The organism is Aequorivita soesokkakensis, from assembly GCF_001641085.1.
In the GTDB taxonomy this organism is placed as follows: domain Bacteria; phylum Bacteroidota; class Bacteroidia; order Flavobacteriales; family Flavobacteriaceae; genus Aequorivita; species Aequorivita soesokkakensis.
The window spans coordinates 1-20,475 of the sequence record NZ_LXIE01000049.1 but is presented as its reverse complement, the minus strand read 5'-3'; the positions used below and the strand labels follow the sequence as shown (position 1 = coordinate 20,475).

Annotated in this window: 20 protein-coding genes; 13 read left to right on the top strand and 7 right to left on the bottom strand. The window is 38.5% G+C overall.

Features of this window, described 5'->3' with window-relative positions; translation table 11 throughout:
* Window positions 1–7: 7 nt before the first annotated feature.
* The 13 genes from A7A78_RS13060 to A7A78_RS13005 all read left to right on the top strand — a co-directional run bounded on the left by A7A78_RS13060 (window position 8) and on the right by A7A78_RS13005 (window position 11,999).
* Window positions 8–472, top strand: coding sequence for a hemerythrin domain-containing protein (locus A7A78_RS13060; RefSeq protein ID WP_068762912.1), 465 nt, complete (start codon window positions 8–10; stop codon window positions 470–472).
* Between the two features lie 104 nt (window positions 473–576).
* The gene (ric, locus tag A7A78_RS13055) at window positions 577–1,302 is read left to right on the top strand and encodes an iron-sulfur cluster repair di-iron protein (RefSeq protein ID WP_068762911.1); all 726 of its coding nucleotides are present in this window, start codon (window positions 577–579) and stop codon (window positions 1,300–1,302) included.
* 159 nt (window positions 1,303–1,461) lie between these two features.
* Window positions 1,462–2,643 carry a hypothetical protein gene (locus A7A78_RS13050; RefSeq protein WP_242649281.1) on the top strand — a complete coding sequence of 394 codons (1,182 nt, stop codon included), beginning with the start codon at window positions 1,462–1,464 and terminating at the stop codon, window positions 2,641–2,643.
* Window positions 2,644–2,724: 81 nt separating this feature from the next.
* On the top strand, window positions 2,725–5,136 hold the full coding sequence (locus A7A78_RS13045) for a heavy metal translocating P-type ATPase (protein WP_068762910.1): 2,412 nt from the start codon (window positions 2,725–2,727) through the stop codon (window positions 5,134–5,136).
* A 57-nt stretch (window positions 5,137–5,193) separates the two neighbouring features.
* Window positions 5,194–5,400, top strand: a complete 207-nt coding sequence (ccoS, locus tag A7A78_RS13040; protein WP_068762909.1) for a cbb3-type cytochrome oxidase assembly protein CcoS — start codon at window positions 5,194–5,196, stop codon at window positions 5,398–5,400.
* Window positions 5,401–5,413: 13 nt separating this feature from the next.
* Window positions 5,414–7,615 (top strand): cytochrome-c oxidase, cbb3-type subunit I, encoded by a 2,202-nt coding sequence (gene ccoN, locus A7A78_RS13035; RefSeq protein ID WP_068762908.1) that lies wholly within the window; start codon window positions 5,414–5,416, stop codon window positions 7,613–7,615.
* Window positions 7,616–7,617: 2 nt separating this feature from the next.
* Window positions 7,618–7,815 carry a cytochrome C oxidase subunit IV gene (locus A7A78_RS13030; protein WP_068762907.1) on the top strand — a complete coding sequence of 66 codons (198 nt, stop codon included), beginning with the start codon at window positions 7,618–7,620 and terminating at the stop codon, window positions 7,813–7,815.
* Window positions 7,812–8,786 (top strand): cbb3-type cytochrome c oxidase N-terminal domain-containing protein, encoded by a 975-nt coding sequence (locus tag A7A78_RS13025; RefSeq protein WP_068762906.1) that lies wholly within the window; start codon window positions 7,812–7,814, stop codon window positions 8,784–8,786. The genes A7A78_RS13030 and A7A78_RS13025 overlap by 4 nt, the downstream gene beginning before the upstream one ends.
* Window positions 8,787–8,812: 26 nt before the next feature.
* Window positions 8,813–10,234 carry a cytochrome c oxidase accessory protein CcoG gene (ccoG, locus tag A7A78_RS13020; protein WP_068762905.1) on the top strand — a complete coding sequence of 474 codons (1,422 nt, stop codon included), beginning with the start codon at window positions 8,813–8,815 and terminating at the stop codon, window positions 10,232–10,234.
* Between the two features lie 14 nt (window positions 10,235–10,248).
* Window positions 10,249–10,695 (top strand): FixH family protein, encoded by a 447-nt coding sequence (locus A7A78_RS13015; RefSeq protein WP_068762904.1) that lies wholly within the window; start codon window positions 10,249–10,251, stop codon window positions 10,693–10,695.
* Between the two features lie 188 nt (window positions 10,696–10,883).
* On the top strand, window positions 10,884–11,621 hold the full coding sequence (locus A7A78_RS13010) for a sulfite exporter TauE/SafE family protein (protein WP_068762903.1): 738 nt from the start codon (window positions 10,884–10,886) through the stop codon (window positions 11,619–11,621).
* Between the two features lie 12 nt (window positions 11,622–11,633).
* On the top strand, window positions 11,634–11,801 hold the full coding sequence (locus A7A78_RS15170; protein WP_165593575.1) for a hypothetical protein: 168 nt from the start codon (window positions 11,634–11,636) through the stop codon (window positions 11,799–11,801).
* A gap of 12 nt (window positions 11,802–11,813) precedes the next feature.
* Window positions 11,814–11,999 carry a hypothetical protein gene (locus tag A7A78_RS13005; RefSeq protein WP_068762902.1) on the top strand — a complete coding sequence of 62 codons (186 nt, stop codon included), beginning with the start codon at window positions 11,814–11,816 and terminating at the stop codon, window positions 11,997–11,999.
* A gap of 39 nt (window positions 12,000–12,038) precedes the next feature.
* Here the strand turns inward: A7A78_RS13005 and A7A78_RS13000 are convergent, their stop codons facing one another.
* The 7 genes from A7A78_RS13000 to A7A78_RS12970 form a co-directional block, all read right to left on the bottom strand.
* A complete protein-coding gene (locus A7A78_RS13000) occupies window positions 12,039–12,656 on the bottom strand; it encodes an SCO family protein (RefSeq protein WP_068762901.1) in 618 nt (205 codons plus the stop codon).
* Between the two features lie 11 nt (window positions 12,657–12,667).
* On the bottom strand, window positions 12,668–13,360 hold the full coding sequence (locus A7A78_RS12995) for a formylglycine-generating enzyme family protein (RefSeq protein WP_165593576.1): 693 nt from the start codon (window positions 13,358–13,360) through the stop codon (window positions 12,668–12,670).
* A gap of 88 nt (window positions 13,361–13,448) precedes the next feature.
* On the bottom strand, window positions 13,449–14,915 hold the full coding sequence (gene nirK, locus A7A78_RS12990) for a copper-containing nitrite reductase (RefSeq protein ID WP_068762900.1): 1,467 nt from the start codon (window positions 14,913–14,915) through the stop codon (window positions 13,449–13,451).
* A 28-nt stretch (window positions 14,916–14,943) separates the two neighbouring features.
* Window positions 14,944–16,227 carry an alginate export family protein gene (locus A7A78_RS12985; protein WP_068762899.1) on the bottom strand — a complete coding sequence of 428 codons (1,284 nt, stop codon included), beginning with the start codon at window positions 16,225–16,227 and terminating at the stop codon, window positions 14,944–14,946.
* A gap of 95 nt (window positions 16,228–16,322) precedes the next feature.
* Window positions 16,323–17,687, bottom strand: coding sequence for an oxygen-independent coproporphyrinogen III oxidase (hemN, locus tag A7A78_RS12980; protein WP_068762898.1), 1,365 nt, complete (start codon window positions 17,685–17,687; stop codon window positions 16,323–16,325).
* 225 nt (window positions 17,688–17,912) lie between these two features.
* Window positions 17,913–19,439, bottom strand: a complete 1,527-nt coding sequence (gene eptA, locus A7A78_RS12975) for a phosphoethanolamine--lipid A transferase EptA (protein ID WP_068762897.1) — start codon at window positions 19,437–19,439, stop codon at window positions 17,913–17,915.
* Window positions 19,417–20,208 (bottom strand): phosphatase PAP2 family protein, encoded by a 792-nt coding sequence (locus tag A7A78_RS12970; RefSeq protein ID WP_068762896.1) that lies wholly within the window; start codon window positions 20,206–20,208, stop codon window positions 19,417–19,419. The genes eptA and A7A78_RS12970 overlap by 23 nt, the downstream gene beginning before the upstream one ends.
* Between the last annotated feature and the right edge of the window lie 267 nt (window positions 20,209–20,475).

Here is a 20,475-nt window from a genome sequence, read left to right as displayed (position 1 = left end):
TTCAATAATGGAAAAGAAAAAGCCAATAAAACGTCACAAAGCATTACAGCCACTGAGCCGCCAACATCATTTCGGCTTGCTCTTCAGTTGGAAACTGCGGAAAGGTTTTAGTAAAAATATTGAAACTGAACGGCTTAGTGAATATGCAAAATGGTTCTTTCAGCATGAAATTAAACCACATTTCAGTGATGAGGAAAAATATGTTTTTCCAATTCTTGATAAGGACAATGAATTGATTGAACGCGCCCTAAAAGAACACCGCCGTATAAAACGTCTTTTTACCGACACGAAAAATCCCGAAAAATCACTTAACCGTTTGGAAGAGGAACTGGATGCACATATTAGGTTTGAGGAACGGATCCTTTTTAATGAAATTCAAAAAGTAGCAACTGAGGAACAGCTTGAAAAAATTGAGGAAATTCATAGCCACCTTGAAAAAACTCCAGAGTATCACGATCCATTTTGGGAATAAACATTTAAAATAAGATAAATTTATCCTTTTATGATTTAGGTCATATTTTATTCCTTCCTTTCTTCTGAAATTTGCAGAGTATTATTCGTAAAAATTCAGAAAAAATGACAACATTTCAAGAACGCACTGTAGCCGATATGGTTACCGAAAACATAAAAGCCGCACATATTTTTAAAAAACACGGAATAGACTTTTGCTGTGGCGGCGGAATTAGTATCAAAAAAGCCTGTGAAAAAGCGAAAATTGATCCTGTTATTTTAGAAGCAGAGCTTTTAAGTTTGGATGCCATAGAGGATCGCGCAAAGGATTTCAACAGTTGGAAGCTTGACTTTCTAACAGACCATATTATTAACGTGCACCACGGTTATGTGGAAGAAAGCAGCCCAATGTTGCTTCAGTATTCCAAAAGGGTGAACCACGTGCACGGCCATCATTACACCGAGCTGGGTGAAATTGAAGCTTTGGTAACTCAAGTGGTGCAAGAATTGGCAGCACACATGAAAAAGGAAGAGCTGATTCTTTTTCCTTTCATAAAAAAATTGGTAAAAGCAGAACGGGAGGGAAGTGATATTCCCGCAATCCATTTTGGAACCGTTGAAAATCCAATAAAAATGATGGAAGCCGAACATGAGGAAGCTGGTGAAATTATGCGAAGAATTGCCGAACTAAGCAATAATTACACGCCGCCCCAAGGCGCTTGCAATACCTACCGCGCCTTTTATGCAAAACTGGAAGAATTTGAGCAGGATTTGCACCAACACGTGCATTTGGAAAATAATATCCTTTTCCCAAAAGCTTTGAATTTGGAAAAGAAATTAAAGAAAAATTAAAGTTTAGAAGATTTTTTCTAGCCCCAAATCTAGATTTTTATTTGATTGGTTTTTAGGACAGTTCGGAAGCATGGCAATTATGAATGTTTATAGCCATATTCCGGACTGTTTTTTTAATTTTAAAGCTTGTTAGACTTAAAAAAACATATTGGCATTGCGTTGGGATATTTCTTAATTGTAGCATTAATGGGTGTATTGCTTCGGTTTTTCTTTGTAACCCCAATTCAGCTTAATTATAAATTTATCCTGCACGCCCATTCACATACGGCATTGTTGGGCTGGATTTATTTGGGATTGACGACCTTGATTTATAAAATTTTCCTTTCCGAAGCGCAAAAACCAAACCTTTACAAACACATTTTCATCTTTACAAACATCTGCATTATTGGAATGTTGGTAACCTTTCCAATTCAAGGGTACGCACTATTTTCCATCATTTTTTCCACACTTTTCTTGTTCGCGTCCTATTGGATTTCGTGGTTTGCGATGAAAAATATTCCGCGGAAATTTAAAAATCGCTTTTCGTGGAAACTTATAAAAACTGCGCTTTTATACCTCGTTTATTCCAGCATTGGGCCGTGGGCTATTGGCGGGGTAATGGCTACTTTGGGCCCCGAATCCATTTGGTACAAAACCTCTATTTATTTCTACCTGCATTTTCAGTATAACGGCTGGTTTATTTTGGCGCTTTTGGGCGTTCTCTTTTATATTTTTGAGGAAAAGGGAATTGTTTTCAATCCCCAAAAATTGAAATCTTTTTTCCTTCTTATAAATTTCGGGGTATTATTTACCGTTTTCCTTTCTGTGCTGTGGTTTCATCCGCCAGTCATTTTTTACTTATTCGGATTAGTTGGAGCGGTGGCGCAAGTTTTAGCCTTTTATGAATTATATCTTTTGCTAAAGAAACACTTTCCAATTTTGAAAAAATCCATTGCTCCCAGGGCTTTTTTTCTTCTGAAAATCGCCGGAAGTTTAATGGTTCTGAAATTAGTGATGCAACTTTTTTCGGCATTTCCCTATATCGCCAATCTGGCTTTTCAACTGAAAGATTTTGTAATCGGCTATTTACACCTGGTTTTCCTCGGAATTGTAATCACAACATTGCTGGCTTTTTTGAATTATTTTAAATTGCTACGCCTTCCAAAAAGTTTCGTTTCTATTTTCCTTTTGGCATTTGTGACTACGGAATCGCTTATATTTTACAAAGCAATTGCGTTTTGGATCAGTCTCCCATTTTTTCAACATTATTACGTATGTCTCGCAATACTAAGTTGTCTTTTCCCCATTTCGGTAGGAATTTTATTTTTTGGAAATTTTAAAATCGTAAATCGTAAATCGTAAATCAAAACTGACATTTGTCATTTTTCAAACCACAATCATTCCCAACCTTTGCAGCAGGTATAACGAGCAAATTTTAGATTGATGGTAAACTGTTTCCACTGCGGTGATGCGTGTTTGGACGTTGAAATTAAGCACGATGAAAAATCGTTCTGCTGCCACGGCTGCAAAACCGTTTACGATATTCTGCACGATAACGATTTAAGCTATTATTACGATCTTGAAAAAAACCCCGGCATTTCCCCAAAGGAAATTGCTGGCAAATATGACTTTCTCGACAATGAAACCATTGTTGAAAAACTGCTCGAATTTAACGACGGAACTACACAAATCGTTTCTTTTTTAATCCCTTCCATCCATTGCAGCAGTTGTATTTGGATTCTTGAAAATCTTAATAAACTAAATCCTTCCGTAAAATCCTCACAGGTAAATTTTCCGGAAAAAACGGTTCGGATAACCTTTTCTGCCGAAGAGAATTCGCTGAAAAATTTAGTAATTCTTTTAAGCCGAATTGGTTACGAACCCTACATTTCATTGGACGATTCCGATAAAAAGGAGAAAAACATAAACCGAAGCCTGATTTATAAATTGGGAATAGCTGGCTTCGCCTTTGGAAACATCATGTTTCTTTCCTTCCCCGAATATTTTGAACATTCCGAATTTTGGCTCGACCAATTTAAGCCCTTTTTCCGCTGGCTGATGTTTGCGTTTTCGCTGCCCGTGGTCTTTTATTCGGGAAGTGGTTATTTTGTTTCGGCATACAAAGGTCTGCGTTCCAAAATTTTGAATATAGACGTGCCAATCGCTTTGGGAATTGCCGTTCTTTTTATACGAAGTACGATTGACATTGTTTTCAATTTGGGCACTGGTTTTTTTGACAGCCTCTCGGGCTTGGTTTTCTTTTTATTGCTTGGGAAATTTTTTCAGCAGAAAACCTACAGCTATCTCTCTTTTGAGCGCGATTACAAATCCTATTTTCCCATTGCCGTTACGCGACTTTTTAAAAATTCCGAGGGGAAAACGGTGGAGGAGCAAGCTGAAGTTTACACCGTAAAAAAAGGCGATAGATTATTAATTCGAAATAATGAAATAATTCCCGTCGATGCCATTTTGATAAAAGGAAATGCGCTGATAGATTACAGTTTCGTTACGGGCGAAGCTGAGCCAATTTCCAAACAAAGCGGCGACAAACTCTTCGCGGGGGGCAAGCAACAGGCAGGAATTTTAGAGGTTGAGGTTTTAAAACCCGTGGCCCAAAGTTACTTAACGCAACTTTGGAGCAACGACGTTTTCAGCAAGGATAAAACGGGCGTTTTTGAAAATATAACCGATAATATCAGCAAGCGTTTTACCGTCGTATTGCTTTCCATTGCCTTTATTTCCACCATTTTTTGGTTGATGGTTGATCCTTCAAAAGCTTTTAATGTGTTCACTTCGGTTTTAATTGTTGCCTGTCCGTGCGCCATTGCGCTTGCGGCACCCTTCACTTTGGGCAACGTGCTTCGAATCTTCGGAAGGGAAAAATTATATTTAAAGGAAGCTTCCGTAATCGAGCAAATGGCGAAGTTGGATACCGTAGTTTTTGACAAAACCGGAACGTTGACAACAAACCAAAAAAACCTGATTACTTATGAAGGTGTCGCGCTTTCTGCTGAAGAAAAACAACTGCTCACCAGCACACTTCGCGCTTCCAGCCACCCTTTGAGCCGTTCGCTTTACAATATTCTCGACAAAAATGACATCCAAACCTTGGACGATTTTGAGGAAGAAGTAGGGAAGGGGATTACCGCAACTTTCAATCACAATTCAATAAAAGTGGGTTCGTATGAATTTGTTGGGTTTTCTGATGAAACCAATTCAGAATTTAAAAATAGGACCACCGTTCACATCAGCGCCAATAGGGTTTATAAAGGTTGTTATATTTTCAACAGCGAATACAGAAAAGGCGTTGCGCAGATTTTTAAACAGCTGGGAACCGATAAGGAAGTAATCGTGCTTTCCGGCGACAACGAAGGCGAGCGCGAACGTTTGGAAGCGCTGCTGCCAAAAGGCACAAAACTCCATTTCAACCAAAAACCGGATGATAAACTCAATTTTATAAAAAACCTTCAGCAGAACGGAAAGCAAGTTTTGATGATAGGCGATGGACTGAACGATGCCGGAGCTTTGAAGCAAAGTAATGTAGGGTTTGTTGTTTCAGAAAACACAAACGTTTTTTCACCCGCTTGTGATGGAATTTTGGACGCTTCCCAATTCAAAAAGATTGGCGATTATTTGAATTTTTCAAAAAAAGGTGTGCAGATTATAAAATGGGCATTCCTGCTTTCCCTGTTTTACAACTTGGTTGGTTTGTCGTTTGCGGTAACGGGACATTTAAAACCAGTAGTTGCGGCTATTTTGATGCCTTTGAGTTCCATTAGTATTGTTGTTTTTACCACAATCGCCACACAATATATTGGGAAGAAATTAAGAATGGATATAAATAAGCAAAGTTGACGGATGTCATATTTTAAGGCCTCTTGCAATAATATTTTTGAACTATAAATTTCAGGTATGAACATCATTTATATGCTTCTGGCAATCAGCGTTTTTGTAGCGATCGTCTTTTTTGTGCTGTTTATTGTTTCGGTAAGAAAAGGACAATATGATGATACCTATACACCTTCCGTAAGAATGCTTTTTGAAGATGAACTTGTAAAAGAAGGTGGTTCCATAAAAAGTGAAACTTCAAAAGAAAAAATAACCAATTCAAAAAAATAATTCCATTAATTCTATGCAAACAGAACAGTTTTACTACGACAACCAGATTGTCAAAAAATTCATCAATGCGACCATTTTTTGGGGACTCATCGGGATGAGTGTTGGCTTATTTCTGGCTTTTTTGTTTTTGTTCCCTAATATGACGGAAGGTATTTCCTGGCTAAGTTTTGGTCGTTTGAGACCGTTGCACACCAACGCCGTTATTTTTGCTTTTGTTGGGAACGCAATTTTCGCAGGGGTTTATTATTCTTCGCAACGGTTGCTGAAGGCACGTATGTGGAGCGACTTTTTAAGTAATTTAAACTTCTGGGGTTGGCAAGCCATTATTGTTGGTGCTGCCATTACGTTGCCATTGGGTTATACCACATCAAAGGAATATGCTGAGCTAGAGTGGCCTTTTGACGTTGCAATTGCAGTAATCTGGGTAGCTTTTGGTGTGAACTTGATTATGACAATGGTGAAAAGACGCCAACGCCATCTTTACGTTGCGCTTTGGTTCTACTTGGGAACTTGGGTGACCGTAGCCGTTTTGCATATTGTGAACAGTATGGCCATTCCCGTAACTGCTTTAAAAAGTTATTCAATGTATGCTGGCGTACAGGATGCGTTGGTGCAATGGTGGTATGGGCATAATGCGGTAGCGTTTTTCCTTACAACTCCTTTCCTAGGGTTGATGTATTATTTTGTACCGAAAGCGGCAAACAGACCGGTATATTCCTACCGACTTTCTATCGTTCACTTTTGGTCTTTGATCTTTATTTATATCTGGGCAGGTCCGCACCACTTGTTGTACACCGCGCTTCCGGAATGGGCGCAGAACTTGGGCGTTGCCTTTTCGGTAATGCTTTTGGCTCCGTCTTGGGGTGGTATGATCAACGGTCTTTTAACGCTTCGTGGCGCTTGGGATAAAGTACGTGTTGATCCAGTTTTGAAATTTATGGTTGTGGCTATTACTGGCTACGGGATGGCAACTTTTGAAGGCCCAATGCTTTCGCTCAAAAACGTAAATGCAATTGCCCACTTTAGTGATTGGATTATTGCGCACGTACACGTTGGAGCACTTGCTTGGAATGGATTCCTGACTTTTGGTATGGTCTATTGGTTGGTTCCAAGGCTTTTCAAGACAAAATTATACTCCATTAAACTGGCAAACGCACATTTCTGGATCGGTACTTTGGGTATCATAATGTATGCGCTACCAATGTATGTTGCAGGATTTATGCAATCTTCTATGTGGAATCAGTTTGATCCCGATGGAACACTTAAATATCCAAACTTCCTTGAAACGGTAACCCAAATCATGCCATTTTACTGGATGCGCGCCATTGGGGGAACACTTTATATAACAGGTGCATTTATTCTGCTTTATAATATTGTAATGACAGCCAGAAAAGGCAGCAAAGTTACGGACGAACTTGCCGAAGCGGCTCCGTTAACTCCAGTAACCAAAAAACAAACCGCTGGCGAAGGATGGCACACTTGGTTAGAGCGTCGTCCGGTTAAATTAACGATTTACGCAACTATTGCCATTTTGATTGGAGGTGCCGTACAGATTATTCCTTCGTTGATGGTGGATGATTACGTGCCGAAAATTTCCAGCGTGAAACCTTATACACCTTTGGAATTGGAAGGTCGTGATATATATATACGCGAAGGTTGTGTGAACTGTCATTCGCAGATGATTCGTCCTTTTAGGAGCGAAGTGGAACGCTATGGCGAATATTCAAAATCTGGAGAATATGTATATGACCACCCATTCCTTTGGGGAAGTAAACGTACAGGACCCGATCTGCACCGCGTGGGTGGAAAGTATTCAGACACTTGGCACTTAAACCACATGTACGATCCGCAAGCCATATCTTCTGGTTCTATAATGCCGCGCTATAATTGGTTGATAACTTCCGAATTGGATAAATCTGACACAGAAGCAAAAATGCGGGCTATGGTTTCTTTGGGCGTGCCTTATACTGAAGAAGAAATTGCAAATGCCCAAACATTGATGGATGAGCAGGGCGAAAAAATAGAAAAGAACCTTTATGGAGATCCAGATTTTGCGAAAACGTATGAAGCCGATAAAAAATATGCACAAGAAAACGGTGAAGAATTCATAGACATGAAAAACCGTGAAATTGTTGCATTGATTGCTTATTTGCAGCGTTTGGGAACTGATATTAAAGTAGAAACCACCGAAGATGCTTCGGCCAAAAACGAATAGCCATGTTGAAATTTGTAAAAGGAAACCTCGAAAACATAGATAATGTTCAAATATATCCAATGATTTCACTTTTAATATTCTTCGTCTTCTTTGTGGTGCTTTTTTATTGGGTAATCACAGCCAAAAAAGACCATATTACAGAAGTGAGCAATATTCCATTGGAAAATGATACTAACAACCAAAACGACGAATTGTTATGAAAACCACAGCCTCATATTTAAGAGTCATCGGCTTTATGATCCTTGCTTTTTTTCTACTGGAAATCACGGTTGATTCGGGTGAAGAATGGGCAATATTAAAATATCCAATTATTTGGGCAGTGTTGGGAATGGTGTTTTTTTTCGCCATTGCTATGGAAATTATTGCAGCAGCATTGCAGCGCATTCTTTATAATGGCCTTAGTGAAGAAGCCAAGTCACGTTATGTAGCTGCCGAAACGTTGCGCCAACAAAAGCGTTTTGGGTGGTTTAAAAGAAAATATACCGAAATGCTCGGCGCCAAGCCTATTGAAAGCGAACAGGAAATTGTTTTGGATCATAATTATGACGGTATTCGCGAGTTGGACAACAAACTTCCGCCTTGGTGGACATCTCTTTTCTATATTACAATTGTTTTCGCGGTTGTGTATTTTGTGTATTATGAAGTGTTTGACGGCCCAACCCAAATAGACGAATACGAAACTGAAGTAGCAATTGCAGATAAGGAAATAGCAGAGTTTAAGAAAAACAACAAAGATTTAATTGACGCAGAAACGGTAGAATTATTGACGGAACCTTCCGATCTTGCTGCTGGAAAAGCGGTCTTTACCGCAAACTGCGTAGCCTGTCATAAAGATGATGGCGGTGGGGGGATAGGCCCAAACCTTACGGATGATTATTGGATTTTGGGTGGTGGCATCAAAAATGTTTTCCATACCATTAGCGAAGGTGGCCGTGCCGGAAAAGGAATGATTCCTTGGAAAACAGATCTTAAACCGAGTGAAATAGCGCAGGTAGCTAGTTATGTTTTAAGCCTTCACGGTACCAAACCCGCTGAGCCAAAAGCTCCCGAAGGTGAAATTTGGGTTGACGCAAATGCTCCCGTTGACAATTTACAAGTTAAACAAATTGATTCAACTCAAGCAGAAGCGAACAATGATACTGTTTCAGACGGTATAGAATTAGATAAATAGAACGCCTCAAAATATAAAAAACAAAGTTGGATACTCCAGAAAACGAAAGGTTCCGCGACACACTCGGAACAATGACAGAAGAAGGTAAAAGGGCTTGGGTATATCCCAAAAAGCCTTCGGGCAAACTTTATCAATACAGAAAATATGTAAGTTATTTTCTGCTCGCTTTTTTGTTTGCTGCACCTTTTGTGAAAATTAACGGCAACCAGTTTCTACTGTTTAATTTGCTAGAGCGCCGTTTCAATATTTTTGGGTTTCCTTTTTGGCCACAGGATTTTTATCTTTTCGTGATAATGATGATTATCGGCGTGGTTTTCATCATTTTTTTTACTGCTGCTTTCGGAAGAATTTTTTGTGGATGGATTTGCCCCCAAACTATTTTTATGGAAATGGTTTTTCGAAGAATAGAATATTGGATCGATGGTGACAGAGGCGCCCAAATTCGTTTGGACAAACAGGCCTGGAATGCTGAAAAAATCAGGAAACGTGTTTTAAAATGGACTATATTCTTTATCATTTCATTTTTGATCGCCAATATATTTCTGGCCTATTTTATAGGTAGTGATAGGCTAATACAATATGTTTTTGAAGGGCCTTTGGATCACATAAGTACGCTAATTTCATTGATTATTTTTACTGCGGTATTCTACTTCATCTTTGCGTGGTTTCGCGAGCAGGTTTGTATCATAGCTTGCCCATACGGTAGATTGCAAAGCGTTTTGCTGGATACTAAATCCATTGTTGTGGCCTATGATCATAAACGTGGCGAAAAAGAAGCGGGCCGTGCAAAATTCAAGAAAAACGAAGACCGTGAGGCTTCCGGAAAAGGAGACTGTATAGATTGTTTTCAATGTGTAAATGTTTGCCCAACAGGCATCGATATCAGAAATGGAACACAGTTGGAATGTGTTAACTGCACAGCCTGTATTGACGAGTGTGATAGTATAATGGAAGCCGTAAATCTTCCGAAGGGATTGATTCGTTATGCCAGCGAAGAGAATATAGAAAAAAAGGTTCCATTTAAATTTACACCGCGATTAAAAGGTTACGTAGCCGTTTTGGTTATTTTGATTGGCGTGCTTACGGGAATGCTATTTTTAAGAAGTGATGTGGAAGCAAATATTCTGCGCCTTCCCGGCCAGCTTTATGAGCACAAGGCAGACAATATTATCAGCAATGTTTTCACCTATAAATTGTTGAACAAGACAACGCGGAATATAGAAAAAATCCACTTTAAGCTGAAATCTCCCAAAGGAACCATACATACAGTAAAACAAGGAGAAATTACCGTTCCTGCCCAAGATTTGGCAGAAGGAACGCTCTTTATTGAAATTAACAATTCAGCTCTAAGCGGCGATAAAAACCGCGCAGTAATTGAGGTTTACAGCGGTGACGATTTAATTGAAACCACAAGCGTTACATTTCTTGGACCGAGAAGTTATAAATAAGTCAAAAAAAAGTTATGAAAATAAATTGGGGTACTGGATTGGTGATTGGGATGGCGCTATTTATATCGTTTATATTGTATTTCGTTATAAAAATAAGCACCGACAAAAAGTATGATTATGATTTGGTGACCGAACAATATTATCAAAAGGAAATGGTCTTTCAAAAAGAATTTGATGCCGAGGAAAACTCAAATTCGCTAGAAACCAATATTTCTGGTGAAAAGACTGCAGAAGGTTGGATGCTAACCTTTCCGAAGAATATTGATTACACAAAAATAGAAGGCACCGTGTTCCTTTACAGGCCGTCCAATAAACAACTGGATTTTCAACTTCCGCTGAAGCTTTCAAGTCCAAATTTGCTCATACCTGACAAACGTTTGGTGGCCGGCCGTTGGAACACGATCGTGCAGTGGAGTTATGAAGGAGAGGATTATTTGTATAAAAAGGAAATAGTTTATTGAGTCGATGAGTTGAGAAGTTTATGAGTTGAGAAGTTTATGAGTTGAGAAGTTTAAAAGTTTAGGTTTCATTCAAATTTTGAAATTTTATTAAATTAACACTTAACACTTAACACTTAACACTTAACACTTAACACTGTAACCTGTAACCTGCAACCTGCAACCTGAAACCTGAAACCTGAAACAAAAAAATGCTATACACCGCACTTATATTCGGACTATTGGGAAGTTTCCACTGCGTGGGAATGTGCGGCCCCATTGCGTTTTTGTTGCCGGTAGATAGAAATAACAACTTTAAAAAATTGGGGCAGATATTTCTGTATCACTTCGGAAGGGTTTTAGCATATAGTATTCTCGGGTTGGTTTTTGGACTGGTAGGCAAAAGTCTGAACCTGTTTGGCTTTCAGCAGCAACTTTCAATAATTATAGGGGTTTTGATGCTTTTGGTAATTTTTCTTCCGCAGAAAACCTTCAATAAATACAATTTTTCAAAACCGATTTATAAAATTATTTCAAAAGTGAAATCGGCTTTGGGAAAGGAACTGAAAAAGAAAACCCCAGACACTTTTTTAACAATAGGCTTTTTAAACGGATTTCTTCCGTGCGGCCTGGTTTATATGGCTGTGTTCGGTGCAATTGCTTCTGGAAATACGTTGCAGGGAAGTTTATATATGGCGCTTTTCGGCATCGGAACCATTCCGCTTATGACTTCGGCGATCTACCTCGGAAATTTTTTAAACGGACAAGTACGTCAACGGATCCGTCGCGCAATTCCTGTTTTTGTTGTGATTATCGGCTGTCTTTTTATTGTGCGCGGATTAGGATTGGGAATTCCCTATGTTTCACCCAAGCCAATGACCGAAACTATTGACGCCAATTACAACTGCCACGAGATGGCTTCAGAAAATATTACAATCAATAACCATTAAAATATTCAGACTATGACAAATTCAATCTTGCCATTGGCCAATTGGGGAATGGGAACCGGAATTATTATCTTTTTTGCAATTTTGTGTATTGTGATGACCGCCCTCGTGCTCAGTTTTGTATTTGGCGGAAAAAAGAAAGGCAAAGACGAAATAAATTCTTCAAAAGATGACAACCTTTAAAAAACGTAAGCTATGAAACTTATAAATTCTATTCCATTAGTTGATTTTACGGGTGGTGTAGTTGCTACCGTTATTTCGATTATTGTGTGTTTTGCCATTATTGGCGGCCTTATTTTTTATGTGAAGAAAAGTAAAAAAAGAAAAAATATGGTCCACAATAAGAAAAAGAAGAATGACAATCCTGAAAAAGGACGTTAAACTTTAAACAATCTGGATTTTTTCTGAAAGAAGAAATAATTACTTCGCCAGATCAATAATAGCCTGCACTGTTTCTTTATTATCAACGCCCAAACCTTCCTGTTGGTGGGCAAGTTCGCCAGCTTGATTGAAAACGCTAATGATGTTTGAGTGCGAAAAATCCATTGGCGAAATCTGTTTGTAATTTACGGCAAGAACTGCTGCAAATTCACGGGTATCGTCCTCGCTGCCGCGCAGGAAAAGCCATTTTTCGTCCTCCATTTTATTTTCCTTTGCAAAGGCAGTCAAGCGTTCCGGCGTATCGGTTTTGGGATCTATGCTTACAAAAACGTATTGCACATCCTCTTTTTTATCTTCGGGAATTTGTTTTTCAATATTGCGCATATCTGCCACCAGTCTTGGGCAGGCGGCTTGGCAGGAAGTATAGATCATCACCATTACAAGCACTTTTCCCTGTAATTGTTTCAGTTCAATTTCGCTGCCATCCTGGGTTGTCCAATGGGAGGGAAGATTGTAGATGGACATATCTGAAATTTTGGTATTTCCCTTATTTTCAGAAGTATTTTCCGCAGTTATTTCAGTGTTTTTTTTTGAAGAATCGTTGCAGGAAATGGCAAACAACGAAATGGCGAGTAAAATAAATTTGAAGTTTCTCATAAGTATTATATCTAATTTTCTAAATCCTTTGCGCAGCGAAAACCCAAGTTTTGGGAAGAATAGCGCGCTTTCATGCTGCCGCGAAAGGCATAGCGCATAAAGGCTGCATAATTCATTAAATCTGAAGCGCCAATGGCAGCACTTCCGCAGAAAAGATTTGAATCTTTGTCAACGTCTTTCCGGGATTCGCCAGAAATAAGTACCGTATTGAAATCCATCGTCCATTCCCACACTAACCCGTGAAGATCATAAATACCCCAATAATTTTTAAATGTGGAACCAACAGCCTTGTTAAAGGTTTTTGGGGTTTCGTACCAATTCAAAATGTATTGGTTGTAAGTTTCCACTTTTCGAGCATCGGGCACATTTTCATTCGCCATTGCAGCAAATTCCCACTCGTCCATTTTTGGTAAACGCTTGCCCTGGCATTCGCAATATTTTTTTGCGGCAAACCAAGAAACGTTTGTTACGGGAGCGTTCGGAAGCCCGGTGAAACTTTCGTCAGTTTTCCACTTTGTTAAATAACTCTCATCGGCAAACAGACTTTTTATGTTGCTTTTTTTCCACTGTGGATTTTCGTTTACAAATTTTAAAAATTCTGCGTTTGTAACAGGGTAAACATCCATCATAAATGGATCAACTTTTACGGTTTTATCTGCCGCACCGTAAAGGGGAAGATAAACACCGCCCTTTACAGTAGCCATTCCTTTACTTTGGGCTGCGACCTCGCAAAACAATAAGGAACAGGATATGAAAAGGACGATGTTGAAAAATTTCAGTTTGAACACGGTTTTATTTATTTCTAACGGCTTTCACCATTTCTGGGGTAACTTCTTTTTTGGAATTGCCCCAACTATTATAAACATAGGTAAGTACGTTTGAAACTTCTTCGTCAGACAGGGCTTGTGCGGTCATAACACTGTTGTATTTTTTTCCGTTTACGGTAATTTCTCCAGTTTTACCGTGTAGCACGATATCGATTGCACGGTCCACATCAGCATTTAAGTAATCTGATTTTGCCAAAGGAGGAAAGGCTCCGGGAATTCCCTGCCCATTTGCTTGGTGGCAAGCAGCACAGGTAGCCATAAATTTATCTTTTCCGAAAGTCATTCGTTCTTCAAAGCTTAAAGCTTTCATTTCTTCTTTTTCCACTTTAGGACCGCCCGTTGGCATAGATTGGATTACACCACCTTCGGGAAGATAGATACCATCGCGGATTTCTCCGGAATAGATTGTTTTGTTTTCTTCGCCTTCCACTTTTAACATTGCTAAAGCACCTTTATTGAAAGCCCTAAAAATAGAGTGGTCAACCAAAATAAAGGTACCCGGAACATCCACGCGGAATTCCACGATTGCCGCACCGCCGGCAGGAATCAATGTGGTTTGTACGTTTTCATTTACCATATCTCCGCCTTCAATATGCACCTTGTCAAAAATCTCCCCGATAACGTGGAAGGATGAAACAAGTCCCGGACCTCCATTCCCTACAAAGAGGCGAATTTTTTCGCCCACTTTTGCAGTTATGGCATTATCCCCGGTCATAGCGCCCACGTGGCCGTTAAAAACTACATAGTCTGGAGTTTCATTGATTGCTTTTTGCATATCAAAAGCTTGCAGGCCTCGATCCCCATATTTGCCTTCAGTATAAAAATCGCCTTGCATAATGTAATATTCTTTGTCAACGGGTTCCAAACCACCTTCAGGTTCCACTAAAATTAACCCATACATTCCGTTGGCAATATGCATTCCCACTGGCGCGGTGGCGCAATGGTAAACATAAAGTCCCGGATTCAGCACTTTAAAGGAAAACACCTTTTCGTGACCGGGAGCCACAAACGAAGATTCCGCGCCACCGCCGGGACCGTTCACGGCGTGAAGGTCAATGTTGTGCGGCAACTTATTATCTGGGTGGTTTTTTAGGTGAAACTCCACTTCATCGCCCACGCGGGTTCTGATGAAACTTCCGGGAACGGTTCCGCCGAAGGTCCAATAAACATATTTAACGCCGTCGGTCATTTCACCTTCGCGTTCTTGGATTTCAAGATCAACGATCAGTTTTTTTGCCATGCGTTTTCCAACTGGAGTTGGAACAAATGGTGGCGAAGTGAGTTCCGCAATCATTTCTTGGTTCACGGGAATGTCTACCGTGTCATTGTATTTTTTGTCCGATTGGTCATTTACACAGCTCGAAAGAAAAGCCACTACGCCAAGCCCAAGAAGCATTTTTGTTACAAGATTCTTTTTGATAGTTAAATACATAATTTGCGATTTAAAGTTGGTTTTATTGTTATTGGTTATTTGGTTGTGTGTCTTGTTTTTGCCAAGTAAATAGCAAAGGATCAATGGTCAGCATTGCCCAAGCCCAATTATTGGAATTGCCATCAAAATTATTTTTTACGGTTTCAATACCATTTGAAGCAAAAAATTGTGAATATCCAGCCTGGACAGTCACAAATTCACTCAATTTATGTGAAGTTACTAAATCTATTTCAAAACCTAAATATTTTGAACTTTCATTAATAATTTCCGCAGCTGCGAAAAACTTGTGAATGCCAACGAATAAGTTCGATTTTTCATTGAACGAATATTTCACATTTCCATAAATATCCACCAACCCAACGTTGTTGGTATGATTCCCCACGTAGAAGTAATCCATAAATCCGTTAAACTTGTGATTGGTGCCATAAAGCGGATTGAAAGCCTTATTTTTTCCGTTTGAAGGCGCGCCGAAATCATTTCCACTTTGCAACTCACCGCCCAAAGTAAAATTTAAATTTTCCATTGCGGAATAACTTGCTTCCAATGAAACCAAATAAGCGCTCAAATCATTATTGGCAACATCGTTCCCGAATTGATAATATAAATTTGAGGCAAAATTGAATTTATTCGCTTTGGCTTTTAAATAAATTCCAGCGGTTTGGCTGAAGCGGGTATCGTTTTTGGATTCGTCATTTTCGTCAATATATTGCATACCGTTATTTAAGAAGAGAAAACTTGCTGAAAGTTTTTCCCAATCCTTATGAAACCATAAATATTGAAAACTTTTGTAGGTGTTCTTGGTAAGAATATTTCCGGTCAATGCCTCGCCATCTTGATTGTAAGCTGCGCCAAGGTGAAGTTTCAAAGAGGTAGGTTCAAATTTTAGGATTGCGGCGTCGTGGCTTCGGCCTTGCTGCGCCCAGTCAACATTTCCGAAGAAACGCTGATCGTCATATACAATTTCCTGCCGTCCAATTTTTAGGTCAAATTCCTTAATTAATTTTATTTCTGCCCAGGCTTGATGCAGGGAGAAACCATTTTCATCAGCAACATTTAATTGTGGCACATCTCCCCAAATCCGAACGTCTTGCGGACTTATATAGAAATGTAATTTTTCGGTTTTATAACCGAAATTCAATCGTGTTCTTTGTGAAACAAATGCAGCGGGATTTGTATCATCCGGAAAAAGCGTTTTATACCCATGACGAAACTCAAAACGCGGGCGCAGTTGTGCATCCACGGTAAATTGTGAGTAGGTTTTAGTTATTGCAAAAAATAGAAATATGAAGAAAATATTTTTTGAAATGTTCATTTTAGGGTTCAATTTATTTTACGATACAAATGTCTGAATATCGTTTTTCTGAAAATATGACCAAGGTCAGTATGCGAAAAAAAGTTGTAAAAAATTTACACCGTCATTGAAAAGAGCTGCGTTTCCGGTTGGCTTCGCTGCAAAAGAACATCAAAGGCCATACACACATTGCGAACAAAAGGACGGCCCTTTTCTGTAATCTGAAGTTTGGTGGAATCGATTTTAATTAAACCATCCTCTTCCATTTCTTTCAATTTTGAAAGCGTCTCGGGCAATTCCTTAAATTGAAGCGAAACATCTTCCCACGAAGTTTCCAAACGGCACATCATATTCAGAATATGTTTGCGGTTAATTAAATCTTCTTCATTCAAAATATGGCCGCGATACACGGGGAGAATTCCCTTTTCAACCAGTTCCTGATATTCCTCCACATTTTTTGAATTTTGCCCAAAACTATACCAACTGTCGCCAATGGCAGAAACACCGAGGCCGAGCATCAACTGGGTTTTACTATCTGTATAGCCCATAAAGTTGCGGTGCAGTTTTTTTTCTTCCACAGCTTTGTAGAGGCTGTCGTTTTTTAGCGCAAAGTGGTCCATCCCAATTTCAATATAGCCTGCCTCTTCCAGCATTTTTTTCCCGGTTTCATACATCTCTCGCTTTTCTGCTGCAGTGGGCAGATCTTCCTCTTTAAAGCCACGCTGGCCGTTTCCTTTTATCCACGGCACGTGCGCGTAGCTGTAAAACGCAATCCGGTCTGGCATCAATTCCTTCGTTTTTTCTATGGAATAGATTACGTGTTCCTTTTTTTGGAATGGCAGCCCAAAAATAATATCGTGCCCAACGGAAGTATAGCCAATTTCACGGGCCGTTTCCGTAACTCGTTTCACATTTACAAAAGGTTGCAACCTGTGTATTGCAATCTGCACCGTAGTATTGTAATCCTGCACGCCGTAACTAACACGGGTAAAACCGCATTCAAAAAGCGTTTGCAAATGTTCGCCTTTTGTATTGTTTGGGTGGCCTTCAAAACTGAAAGAAGGGTTTTCGGCAAAAGTTGCATCCCGAAAAATTCCCTTTATCAGCAGTTTTAAATTTTCTGCGGAAAAAAAGGTGGGCGTGCCGCCGCCTAAATGTAACTCCTTTATTATGGGGCGTTCCGGAAATAATTCCAAATAAAGCCGCCACTCCTTTAAAACCGACTCCAAATAGGGGGTCTCAACACCGTGATTTTTAGTAATACGTTTGTTGCAGCCGCAAAAAGTGCAGAGACTTTCGCAAAACGGCAGGTGGATATAGAGACTTATTCCTTCAGCAGAATTACTTTCTGAAAAACTTTGGAATACGTTTTTCTTCCATTCCCCCAAAGAGAAATTATCATTGTTCCAATAAGGAACTGTGGGATAACTGGTATAGCGCGGGCCGGGAACGTTATATTTTGAAACTAAACTACTTTGCATGGCTTTTAACTTAAAGCGCCAAAAGTACTTTTGCTTTACTTTTTATGAAATGATAAATATCAGTTGGGCAGAACCTTTCAAAAAAATAGATTCCCTAAATTAAAGATTTGAACAAGAAATGTGGGGATATATTATAAATAAGTAAGCTTGGTCAAGCACCAAAGTTTCTAAACCAATAATTATTCAAATTTTTTAAATAACGGTTCAGTGGTTTATATGGTTATCTTATTTTTTATAGATGCTCATATTTGAATCGTAAATAGGGCTATCTATCGCTAAAAAGTCCAAGACACTGTGAAAAATGTTGTGTTGTGAATATTCTTGGCTATCCTTTAGTTTTCTGGAATCGTCAGAAAGCCAAACAATAAAGGGAATGTCCAATTGCTCTTTTGGGGCTATACTTGCGGGTATTCCGTGCATATACAGGTTGTTTTCCCCTAAAGATTCGCCGTGGTCAGAAATAAAAATCATGGAAGAATTGTATCCTTCCAAATGTTTTAAATCGTCTATTAGGGTGGCTAAAATATAGTCGGTATAGACAATGGTGTTATCGTACGCATTTATCAATTCTTCCTGAGTGCAATTTGCCAATTCCACACTTTTACATACTGGAGAAAACTTTTCAAATTGTGCTGGGTATTTTTTAAAATACGTAGGGCCGTGGCTAGTGCTTGTATGCAAAACAACCAATATTTTATCTTTTTTACTCGCCAATATCTGTTCTGTCAGACCGTTTAATAATATCTCATCAAATTCACAACTTTCCCCTTCACACCGTTCGCGTAAAGCTTCCTTGTTGTCAAAATTTTTCACGTGTACCGGCGGCTCTCCCCAGTTGGTGGATCGCCAGATGACTTCTACGTCGTTTCTGAATAAGTAATTCGGTAAAATTTCATAAAGGTCACCCGTGTCTTTATGTTCTAAAATACACTTAAGGCCAGCCGTGGTATATGTTGCACAGGATTGGGCATTGTAGTGATGCACATTTTCTATTTTTGAAAGCAAAGGGTTGGTCTCTTTTTTATAACCGTAAAGCGAAAAATTTTCACTCCTGGCAGATTCTCCAATGACAAGAACAAATACGGATTTTTCAGTATTTTTTATGGTAGCGTTGGGCAATAAAATTTCTTTTTCATTTTTCTCGCTCTTGTGTTTGTAAAATAAACTGATATTAACAGCATAAGACCAAGGCATTGCCAAGCCACCGAGGGTTTTTGAGTTTTTATCAATCCAAAGCCAATTTGAAGCGTTGGCAAAAGCAATAAAAACCAGCACTATTAAGGTTAAAAATATATGGATTAAAAACTTTTTTGGTTTTACACGAACGAACTTAATTTTAAAGAGTAAAATACTTGGTATAATTCCTATTAAGATTACATAAAGAACCAATCCAAAAGAGAAGAAACTGCTGGACTCTTCATAATTGGTGTTTAGCACATTGCCAATCATTGTTTCGTCTATAATAACGCCATAAGTGTTTACAAAATACACAGCAATTGCGTTGATGATGAAAAACAGAGCCATTAGCCATTTTCCAACCTTTCGCAATAAAAACAACACTAAATAAAAAAAGAAAGCATTAGCAAGTATGGCCGCAATAGTTAAACTGACCAACAGTAAAATGCCGTTCAAACTTTTAACATCAATACTGCCAAAAACGAATTTAAAAAAAGGGTAGTGGTATAGAACTAAATTAATAAAGCTAAAAAGCAGGGCAAAATAACTTGCTTTAATTTCTTTTGACATAAGCATTTGTAATTATAAAAAATGTTATAACTAATGATAGCAATGATAAATAAAATATCGGCAAATTTAGAGCTACTATTTTTTTTATAATAAGAAATGCCCCGATTAATAAGATTAATATAAAAAAAGGATAAACTTTTTTATTCTTGATCCATTCCAACCAATTCACATTATTATTTAGCTTAATTCCGATAATTGCCACAAAATAACCAATAGCACAACCTATAATAACATCAAAAGGATAGTGTGCCGCAATCCCCACCCTAGAAAACGCAATCATAAAACCAAACGTAAACAGCAACACAGACCACGCTATTTTATGTGAAATTTTCTTTGGCATAAAAGCATAAAGCAGTATGGTTATAATCATAAAAGCTGTTATGGAGTGACCTGACGGTAAGGATGTTAATCCTATGGTTCTTTTGCCAATAATCACAAGACTATTATTATCATAGATGGCGGTGGGCCTTGGTACGGCAAAAACCGCTTTAAAAGTGGCAGATATGAGTAATGAAATTATGGATGATGTTAATAACGCTTGCCAAAGTTTCGGGGCATAGTAAAGGAATATAATTAAAAATGGAAAAAATATCAATGCATCCCCTAATTGAGTTATGTTGAACTGAAAGTTTGGATATTTTGACATTTCACTATTGAGAAAGTGAAATAAATCTTTTTGACATGCCGCATATTCTTCAATGAAATTGGGAGCTTTAGAAAAGAAAAAGTAAATAAAAAACGAAATCAACAGTAACAAAGGGGGATCAAAAACCATAATTTTACAATTTTAAAATTATTTGTCACTTTATTATTTAATTCGAATTTATTTATCATTTATTATAGATTTCATGAGAATATTTAAGCTTTTAAGGCAATTTGATGGCTAAAATATCAGTTATTTTTAATAGACCAAAGTTTACAAATCAATTCTTAAGAAAATCTGAAGATTATTGATTTGCTCTGCTTTAATATATCTTTAGAATTTAAGATGACTTTTATAGCGTAAAACCTGAGAAATGAAATATCTAATAGCCGAAGTTGA

What these genes read in the sequence shown, in the direction of transcription:
- A7A78_RS13045 (WP_068762910.1), top strand. Translation starts at nt 2,725, where the DNA reads ATGGTAAACTGTTTCCACTGCGGTGATGCGTGTTTGGACGTTGAAATT.
- A7A78_RS12970 (WP_068762896.1), bottom strand. Translation starts at nt 20,208, where the DNA reads ATGGTTTTTGATCCCCCTTTGTTACTGTTGATTTCGTTTTTTATTTAC.
- A7A78_RS15170 (WP_165593575.1), top strand. Translation starts at nt 11,634, where the DNA reads ATGACAAATTCAATCTTGCCATTGGCCAATTGGGGAATGGGAACCGGA.
- A7A78_RS13060 (WP_068762912.1), top strand. Translation starts at nt 8, where the DNA reads ATGGAAAAGAAAAAGCCAATAAAACGTCACAAAGCATTACAGCCACTG.
- A7A78_RS13010 (WP_068762903.1), top strand. Translation starts at nt 10,884, where the DNA reads ATGCTATACACCGCACTTATATTCGGACTATTGGGAAGTTTCCACTGC.
- A7A78_RS13005 (WP_068762902.1), top strand. Translation starts at nt 11,814, where the DNA reads ATGAAACTTATAAATTCTATTCCATTAGTTGATTTTACGGGTGGTGTA.
- A7A78_RS13025 (WP_068762906.1), top strand. Translation starts at nt 7,812, where the DNA reads ATGAAAACCACAGCCTCATATTTAAGAGTCATCGGCTTTATGATCCTT.
- nirK (WP_068762900.1), bottom strand. Translation starts at nt 14,915, where the DNA reads ATGTATTTAACTATCAAAAAGAATCTTGTAACAAAAATGCTTCTTGGG.
- A7A78_RS13015 (WP_068762904.1), top strand. Translation starts at nt 10,249, where the DNA reads ATGAAAATAAATTGGGGTACTGGATTGGTGATTGGGATGGCGCTATTT.
- ccoS (WP_068762909.1), top strand. Translation starts at nt 5,194, where the DNA reads ATGAACATCATTTATATGCTTCTGGCAATCAGCGTTTTTGTAGCGATC.
- A7A78_RS12985 (WP_068762899.1), bottom strand. Translation starts at nt 16,227, where the DNA reads ATGAACATTTCAAAAAATATTTTCTTCATATTTCTATTTTTTGCAATA.
- hemN (WP_068762898.1), bottom strand. Translation starts at nt 17,687, where the DNA reads ATGCAAAGTAGTTTAGTTTCAAAATATAACGTTCCCGGCCCGCGCTAT.
- ric (WP_068762911.1), top strand. Translation starts at nt 577, where the DNA reads ATGACAACATTTCAAGAACGCACTGTAGCCGATATGGTTACCGAAAAC.
- A7A78_RS12995 (WP_165593576.1), bottom strand. Translation starts at nt 13,360, where the DNA reads ATGGCTACTGTAAAGGGCGGTGTTTATCTTCCCCTTTACGGTGCGGCA.
- ccoN (WP_068762908.1), top strand. Translation starts at nt 5,414, where the DNA reads ATGCAAACAGAACAGTTTTACTACGACAACCAGATTGTCAAAAAATTC.
- A7A78_RS13000 (WP_068762901.1), bottom strand. Translation starts at nt 12,656, where the DNA reads ATGAGAAACTTCAAATTTATTTTACTCGCCATTTCGTTGTTTGCCATT.
- A7A78_RS13030 (WP_068762907.1), top strand. Translation starts at nt 7,618, where the DNA reads ATGTTGAAATTTGTAAAAGGAAACCTCGAAAACATAGATAATGTTCAA.
- eptA (WP_068762897.1), bottom strand. Translation starts at nt 19,439, where the DNA reads ATGCTTATGTCAAAAGAAATTAAAGCAAGTTATTTTGCCCTGCTTTTT.